9 protein-coding genes and 1 pseudogene are annotated in these 6,939 nt (G+C 66.5%); 4 read left to right on the top strand and 6 right to left on the bottom strand.

All coding sequences use genetic code 11. The annotated features are described in order from the left end of the window. Positions 1-139: 139 nt before the first annotated feature. The 3 genes and pseudogenes from ACFXKN_RS13035 to ACFXKN_RS13025 form a co-directional block, all read left to right on the top strand. Positions 140-718 carry a Uma2 family endonuclease gene (locus ACFXKN_RS13035; RefSeq protein WP_378940909.1) on the top strand — a complete coding sequence of 193 codons (579 nt, stop codon included), beginning with the start codon at positions 140-142 and terminating at the stop codon, positions 716-718. 312 nt (positions 719-1,030) lie between these two features. Then, positions 1,031-1,315 (top strand): ATP-grasp domain-containing protein, encoded by a 285-nt coding sequence (locus ACFXKN_RS13030; RefSeq protein ID WP_378940907.1) that lies wholly within the window; start codon positions 1,031-1,033, stop codon positions 1,313-1,315. Then, positions 1,263-1,787, top strand: a pseudogene (locus tag ACFXKN_RS13025) (alpha/beta fold hydrolase); the annotation flags it as partial. The gene ACFXKN_RS13030 and the pseudogene ACFXKN_RS13025, both read left to right, overlap by 53 nt. A gap of 74 nt (positions 1,788-1,861) precedes the next feature. Here ACFXKN_RS13025 and ACFXKN_RS13020 read toward each other — a convergent pair. The 6 genes from ACFXKN_RS13020 to ACFXKN_RS12995 form a co-directional block, all read right to left on the bottom strand. Beyond that, complete coding sequence (locus ACFXKN_RS13020) at positions 1,862-2,389, bottom strand: hypothetical protein (RefSeq protein ID WP_378940905.1); 528 nt, start codon at positions 2,387-2,389, stop codon at positions 1,862-1,864. Between the two features lie 46 nt (positions 2,390-2,435). Further along, positions 2,436-3,233, bottom strand: coding sequence for a family 1 encapsulin nanocompartment shell protein (locus ACFXKN_RS13015; protein WP_379433020.1), 798 nt, complete (start codon positions 3,231-3,233; stop codon positions 2,436-2,438). Next, positions 3,234-4,286, bottom strand: coding sequence for a Dyp-type peroxidase (locus ACFXKN_RS13010; RefSeq protein WP_379433019.1), 1,053 nt, complete (start codon positions 4,284-4,286; stop codon positions 3,234-3,236). A 78-nt stretch (positions 4,287-4,364) separates the two neighbouring features. Next, positions 4,365-4,691 carry a cupin domain-containing protein gene (locus ACFXKN_RS13005; protein ID WP_378940899.1) on the bottom strand — a complete coding sequence of 109 codons (327 nt, stop codon included), beginning with the start codon at positions 4,689-4,691 and terminating at the stop codon, positions 4,365-4,367. 126 nt (positions 4,692-4,817) lie between these two features. Next, positions 4,818-5,303 (bottom strand): dihydrofolate reductase, encoded by a 486-nt coding sequence (locus tag ACFXKN_RS13000; protein WP_379433018.1) that lies wholly within the window; start codon positions 5,301-5,303, stop codon positions 4,818-4,820. Continuing rightward, complete coding sequence (locus tag ACFXKN_RS12995; RefSeq protein ID WP_378928811.1) at positions 5,300-6,103, bottom strand: thymidylate synthase; 804 nt, start codon at positions 6,101-6,103, stop codon at positions 5,300-5,302. The genes ACFXKN_RS13000 and ACFXKN_RS12995 overlap by 4 nt, the downstream gene beginning before the upstream one ends. Before the next feature lie 58 nt (positions 6,104-6,161). Here ACFXKN_RS12995 and cobF point away from each other — a divergent pair, with 58 nt between their 5' ends. Further along, positions 6,162-6,902: a precorrin-6A synthase (deacetylating) gene (cobF, locus tag ACFXKN_RS12990; protein WP_378940893.1), complete on the top strand. Its 741-nt coding sequence runs from the start codon at positions 6,162-6,164 to the stop codon at positions 6,900-6,902. Positions 6,903-6,939: the final 37 nt, after the last annotated feature.

Raw genomic sequence — 6,939 nt, 5'->3', positions numbered from 1 at the left:
GCCCGAAGCTGCTCGCCCACCAGGTCATCTCTGCTGGGCGAGCAGCAACGGGCATGCCGGATGTATCTCGCAGCCGCTAGACTCGAATCGACCGACGCGGGCGGCGCGCGGTGCATTCGACGAGGTCGGAGGTGGATGTATGGCGATGCCGTTGCCGCGCTCCGATCATTGGACTGCCGCGGATCTCGATCACATGCCCGATGACGGTCTGCGATATGAGGTGCTGAATGGCCAGCTCGTCGTGAATGCGGCGCCGAAACCGATGCATCAGTGGTTGATAAAGCGGCTCACGCAGGTCCTCGACGCGGTTGTACCCGCCGACCGATTGGTGATGGACGGCGTCGGCGTGCTCATCGGCGATGACGAGCCCATTCCCGACCTCATGGTGGTCGCGGGCCCGATCGATTGGCACGGGCGCGGGGTGCCGGCCAGTCAGGTCGAACTCGCCGTCGAAGTCGTGTCGAAGTCGACAACGTTGCAGGACCGGATGGTAAAGCCCGTGCTGTACGCACAGGCGGGCATCCCGACGTACTGGCGTTTCGAGATCAACTCGTTCAAGGGCCGTCTGGTCGATGAGCAGTTGCCGGTGCTGTTCGCCTATGCGCTCGGCCCGGACGGAGAATACGAACACACGCACCGTGCGTCGGCCGGTGACCCGGTGACGTTGCGAGCACCGTTCGAGGTCACATTCGACCCGGGTGCGCTGCTCCCTCGCTAGGCCATCTCTCGAGTACACCCGCCGCGGGGTCGCCGTCGTGCAGTACTCGGACGCTGGCCGGGTGGATGTGATGTGGGGTCTTTGTTCTCGAAATGTGCTCGACGCTGAACCGGGATAGGGTCCGGGTTGTCGCATGCATCGCATCGACGTTCTCATCCCGCCGCGCCGCCTCGAGGCGCTCGCGGGCCGAGCGGCGGACTTCGCGGCGGTCGGCACCAGCCTGATGTGTTCGCCGCTGTCGGCGGTGAAGGCGCTGACCGACAAGGTTCGCACCTATGAGATCGCCCGTGCGGCAGGCATTCCCGTGCCGCCATGGCGGGAGGGACGAATGTTCAATTGCGTTATCGCGGTGGGGAATCGGTGCTGCTCGAGGCGAATCCACGTCCCTCGGCGGGTTTGTTCCACACGTCCTTCGCCGATGTGAATCTGCCGTGGGCGGCGGTTCGGCTACTGCTGCAGGGGGATTCGGGGTTGCGCAAGCCACTGCGGTTGGGTGCCTGTCTCGCCGTGGCGGAAGCGGTCATGGAGGTCGCGCCGCAGGTGGATGGTCAGCTGCCGGGTGCGGTGCGCAGGAGTGCGGACCTGGTTCCTGGCTGACCGATTTCGTTCCCCGACCGTGATCGACGGGCAGAACATTCACTTTCTGCACGTCCGCTCGGCCGAACCCGATGCGGTGCCGCTGCTGCTGACGCACGGCTGGCCGGGCTCGATCGCGGAATTCCTCGATGTGATCGGCCCGCTGACCGACCCGCGCGCGCACGGTGGCGACCTGGCCGATGCCTTCCACGTGGTGATTCCGTCGCTGCCCGGTTTCGGGTTCTCCGGACCGGTCGCCGAGGGGTGGCCGGTTCGCCGGATCGCCGAGGCCTGGGTCGAGTTGATGACCAGGCTGGGGTACGAGCGGTTCGGGGTGCAGGGTGGTGATATCGGCGCGGCGGTGAGTCCGGAGGTCGGGCGAGTGGCGCCGGATCGGGTGGTCGGCGTGCACGTCAACGGTGGTGCGGGCTCGTTCCCGCAGCTGCCGCTCTCCGATGCGGACATGGCGAGCCTGACCGAACTCGAGCGCGACCGCATCGCCCGGATCGAGGCGTTCATGAACGAGGAGTTCGGCTACATCGCTGTCCAGTCCACCCGCCCGCGTGATCAGCGGGCGGTCGGCGGGGCGATCTGCCAGTGCTGGTTGAGCGCGCCCGCGATCTCGGGCAGCACGGTGATCGGGATTCGCTTGGCGCGCAAAATCTCCCGGATCTCGCTCACCTGCTCGCGTTTGCGCATGTCGTAGGCGCCGGTGACGGGCCCGATCACCGGGGGGATCGACAGCAGCACGAGCTCGTCGGCCGACTCGCCGTTGAGGTCCAACGCCAGGACCCAGCGCGCGTGCTCGTCGAGGGTGAAGCGGCCCGCGACGACGCGGTCCCACGGCACGGTCGACGAACGGAACGGAGTCCGCGCGTAGATCGCGTGCTCGTGCAGTTCGACGACATCACGGACGAACAGCGCGACACCGACCACGAACCCGCCGACCGCACCGACCAGCAACCCGGTGATCACCCGGTTCACCCCGAACATCGCCAGGAACAACCCGACGACGCCCGTGGTGACCAGGACTCCGATCAAGCAATAGAACAGGCTCCGCCTGGCGGACACCACACCGGCACGCACGACCGACATGCGGACCTCCCTCTCCATGATTCGTGGCCCACCCTAGCGGCCGCGCTCACGAGCCGAGCGACACCGCTGCTTCGGAGGTCTCGACGAGGAAGGTGAAGGTCTCCTGGAAGTACAGCTGCACGGTCTCGGCATCGTGGCTGAGGTACCCGATCGACAGATCCTGACCGAGCGCCAGTTCGAAGTCGCCGCCGCGGGTGGTGAGCGCGAATCCGCCGGAAATCGCCGGTGCCCAGATGATCTCGCCGTCGATCAGCCGCTCGATATGGGTCCGGATCGGGTGACCGTGATCGGAGGTCTCGCTGACCTGGGTGTACAGCTCGGCACTGAGCACGACCGAGTACGGGCCCTGCACACCGGCCAGGCGCAGGCCGGTGAGCGCGTGCGAGATGGCATCGGGAATGTCGACGACATTGCTCGGCAGGGCGACGGGGGAGTTCGAGGCGGCGTCGCGGATACCGGTGATGCCCCCGGCGGCGTAGCTCTCGAAGATCGCGCGGTCTTCGGCGAAGGCGATTTTCTGCGCCGCGTCCTTGAGATTGTCGAAGTCGGCATCGCCCGCTCCGCGCGCGATATCGTCGAGCTCGTCGCGCTGCAGGGTGAACGGCACCCGCAACTCGATCACCGGCTGGATCACGCGCTGACGGGCCTGCACGCCGTCGTCGGGCGAGGCGATCGAGGTGACCCGGCCGAGGTTGCGGGCCGAGAAGTCGAACCCGTGCGGTCCCGACACGTCGACCACCCGGCGGCCCGCGATGTTGCGCTTGAACGTGCGAGTCGCCTCCTCCTCGATCTGCGACCAGGCTTCGCCGGTGATCGGCGCGAGTTCGCGATGCAGGTTGTTCATTCAGTTACTCCTTTTCATCGTGCCGATAGCGAGGGAGCCGTCCGAGCGATCCGCCGTCGCGTTCGCGCGTTCGACCGGGGCGATTTCCGGCAGTGTCGACGGCTCGATCGCGGCGCCTGCGGTGATGGGCGCGTCGGGCAGGTCGTCGAGGAAATCCACGGTGGGAACGAAGAAGAGCGTGCCGGTGACCGCGAAGGAGAAGTCGAGGATGCGGTCGTAAGCCGCCTCGCTGGTGCCGAGGAACATCCGCTCGAGCATGCGCTCGGTGACGCTCGGGGTGGCGGCGTAAGCCACGTAGTAGGTGCCGAACTCGCCGGTGCCGATGGTGCCGAACGGCATGTTGGCGCGCACGATCTGGCGCTCGGTGCCGTCGGGGTCTATGAGGGTGTTCACCGCGACATGCGAGTCGGCGGGTTTCACATCGTCGGGCAGTTCGTAGTCGGCGAGCTTGGTCCGCCCGATCACCCGCTCCTGTTCCTCGATCGACAGCGCGTTCCACTGATCGAGCGGGTGGGTGTACTTCTGCACGATTACGTAGCTACCGCCGGTGAACCCGGGGTCCTCGTCGCCGATCAGCGCCGCCGAGGCCGCGCCGGGGCCTTCGGGGTTCTCGGTGCCGTCGACGAAGCCGAGCAGGTCGCGCTGTTCGAAATACCGGAAGCCGACCGTCTCGTCGACGATGGTCGCCGCGCCTTCGAGGCGGGCGCCGATCGCCATGGCGAGTTCGAAGCACGGGCCGTGGGTTTCGCCCTTGATGTGGAAGAACAGGTCGCCCGCGGTGGTCGGTGCGCTGTGGATCGGGCCGTTGTAACCGGGAAACTCGTGCAGCTCAGCCGGTTTCGGGCCGATGAACAGTCGATCCCAGGCTGTGGAGCCGATCGCGGTGACGCAGGTCAAACCCTCACCGGGAACCCGGAACCCGACCGAACGGCGCAACCCGGAGATGTCTGCCAAGAGGTCGCGGACCGCGGATTCGCCACCGGAGTCGATGGTGGCGACCAGGAAAATCGCGGACGGCGTGAGTGGATCGAGGATCGGCTGTGGCTCACCCATGGCGTCCACAGTACGGCTCCGCACCGACAGGTTCGATCAACACCTCGAGGTGTCAGCGCAATTCGGGCGAACGACCTGCTACTTCGCGACGGTCAGCAAAAATGTGACGTCGTCGACGGCTTTGACGCTGTGGCGGGCGCGCGGCACGACGATCAGATCGCCCGCCGAGCCCTTCCATTCGTCGGTGCCCGCGATCAGCACCAGCGTTCCGGTGAGCACCTGGATGGTGGCGTCGCCCGCATTGTCGTGTTCGGCCAGGCTCTGTCCCTCGGCGAGTGCGACGACGGTCTGGCGCAGCGCGTGGGTGTGGCCGCCGATGAGGGTTTGCGAGCTCCGGCCGCTCGTCGAACAGGCCGCCAGCTTCAATTGTTGGCGGGCCACCGCGGTGAGCGATTTCTTGTCCATGAATCGGGCCTTTCGCAGGCTTCTCGCGGGCAGGTCTTGCGAAGGAGTATGCCCGACGCCGCCCACGCGTTCGGGCGTTTTGCCGTGACCGTTAGCCATTTGCCGTGACCGTCGGCCAGGTGTTCCTCAGTCGCGGGTGTAGTGGCGAATGCGGTAGCGCAGACCGGTTTTCGAGGTCAGCCACGGGGTGTCGTCCGCATGCCATTCCGGGCCGATGACCGGGGCGAACGCGTCGCCGGCCACGGTGGTGTCGACCTCGGTGACCAGCAGGATCGTCGCCAAGGGCAACGCGGCGCGGTAGATCTCGCCGCCACCCGCGACCCAGGTGTCCGACTCGTCGGTCATGGTCAGCGCGTCGGACACCGACGCGGCGCGTTCGGCACCGTCGCCAGACCAATCAGTCTGGCGGGTGACCACGATGTTGCGGCGCCCGGACAGCGGACGAAAACTCGCCGGGAGCGAATCCCACGTCCGTCTGCCCATGATCACCGGGTGACCCATGGTGGTGTCGCGGAAATTGGCCATATCCTCGGGCACACGCCACGGAATGGTGTTGTCGAGGCCGATCACCCGGTCGTTCGCCTGCGCCCAGATCAGGCCGATCTGCTTCACACCGCCACCGGCGCCTTGATGCCAGGGTGATGTTGGTAGCCGGACAGCTCGATATCTTCGTAGGTGTAATCGAACAGGCTCGTCGCTGGACGCAGGTGCAGCGTCGGGAAGGGGTAGGGCTCGCGGGTGAGCTGCTCGCGAACCTGGTCGAGGTGATTGTCGTAGATGTGCACGTCGCCGCCGGTCCAGATGAACTCGCCCGGCTCCAGCTCGGTCTGCTGGGCGACCATCAGGGTGAGCAGGGCGTAGCTGGCGATATTGAACGGCACCCCGAGGAACAGGTCGGCGCTGCGCTGATACAGCTGGCAGGACAGTTTGCCGTCGGCGACATAGAACTGGAAGAAGGCGTGGCAGGGGGCGAGCGCCATCTTGTCCAGGTCGGCCACATTCCAGGCCGACACGATCATCCGGCGCGAATCGGGGTCGGTGCGCAGGGTGTGCAGTACCTGGGCGATCTGGTCGATGTGGGTGCCGTCGGGGGTCGGCCACGAGCGCCACTGCACGCCGTAGACGGGGCCGAGTTCGCCCTTGGCGTCGGCCCATTCGTCCCAGATCGTCACGCCGTGTTCGCGCAGCCAGGAGACATTGGAATCGCCGCGCAGGAACCACAGCAGTTCGTAGGCGATGGATTTCATGTGGACCCGCTTGGTGGTGATCAGCGGGAAGGACTCAGCCAGGTCGTAGCGCAGCTGGTGACCGAAGATGCTGCGGGTTCCGGTGCCGGTGCGGTCGGCCTTTGGCGTGCCTTGCTCCAGAACGTGCCGGAGCAGATCCTCGTACTGCGTATCAGGGGTGGCCACGCCTGGTGATTCTACGGGGGTCGGCTCGGCGGATCGGCACCTGGCAAGCTGTTCGGCTATGCGCAAGCTCTACGTGATCGGCATCGGTGCGGGAGACCCCGACCAGGTGACGATGCAGGCGGTCAAGGCCATGCGAAAGGCCGAGGCCTTCTTCGTGATCGGCAAGGGCACCGAGAAGCAGGAACTGGTCGACGTGCGCACCACGATCCTGGCCGAGCACGTCGACACGCCGCACCGGATCATCGAGATCACCGATCCGCCGCGCGAGCGCACCCCCGCGGACTACGCCGGTGTCGTGGTGGACTGGCACGAACGGCGCTCCGAACTCCTCGAAGCCGCGTTCGACCAGGTGGACGGCATCGGCGCGATCCTCGTGTGGGGCGATCCGGCGCTCTACGACAGCACCCTGCGCATGGTCGAGCACGTGCTGGCGCGGGGTCGCGCCGATTTCGGCTACGAGGTGATCCCCGGCGTCACCAGCATCGCCGCGCTGGCAGCCCGGCACCGGATGGTGCTGCACCGGATCGGCGAACCCGTCCACGTCACGACCGGGCGCAGGCTGCGCGATGAAGGGCTCGGTCCCGGATCGACGGTGGTGATGCTCGACGGTGAATGCTCGTTCACCGAGGTCGGCGGCGACGATATCCATATCTGGTGGGGCGCCTATCTCGGCATGCCCGACGAAACCCTGATCGAGGGAAATTTGCGCGAGGTCGAACGCGACATTGTGGCCCGCCGCGCGGAACTACGCGCGGAAAAGGGCTGGATCATGGACGTTTATCTGCTCCGCGCGGGCTGATGGATCCCGCGCCGACGCGCGATAGATCGCTAAACTG

Origin of the sequence: Nocardia sp. NPDC059195 (assembly GCF_042754695.1) — a bacterium.
Lineage (GTDB): Bacteria > Actinomycetota > Actinomycetes > Mycobacteriales > Mycobacteriaceae > Nocardia.
The sequence above is the reverse complement of the archived record's forward strand: the minus strand, read 5'-3'. Positions and strand labels throughout refer to the sequence as shown.

What these genes read in the sequence shown, in the direction of transcription:
- ACFXKN_RS13015 (WP_379433020.1), bottom strand. Translation starts at nt 3,233, where the DNA reads ATGAACAACCTGCATCGCGAACTCGCGCCGATCACCGGCGAAGCCTGG.
- cobF (WP_378940893.1), top strand. Translation starts at nt 6,162, where the DNA reads ATGCGCAAGCTCTACGTGATCGGCATCGGTGCGGGAGACCCCGACCAG.
- ACFXKN_RS13005 (WP_378940899.1), bottom strand. Translation starts at nt 4,691, where the DNA reads ATGGACAAGAAATCGCTCACCGCGGTGGCCCGCCAACAATTGAAGCTG.
- ACFXKN_RS13035 (WP_378940909.1), top strand. Translation starts at nt 140, where the DNA reads ATGGCGATGCCGTTGCCGCGCTCCGATCATTGGACTGCCGCGGATCTC.
- ACFXKN_RS13030 (WP_378940907.1), top strand. Translation starts at nt 1,031, where the DNA reads ATGGCGGGAGGGACGAATGTTCAATTGCGTTATCGCGGTGGGGAATCG.
- ACFXKN_RS13020 (WP_378940905.1), bottom strand. Translation starts at nt 2,389, where the DNA reads ATGTCGGTCGTGCGTGCCGGTGTGGTGTCCGCCAGGCGGAGCCTGTTC.
- ACFXKN_RS13010 (WP_379433019.1), bottom strand. Translation starts at nt 4,286, where the DNA reads ATGGGTGAGCCACAGCCGATCCTCGATCCACTCACGCCGTCCGCGATT.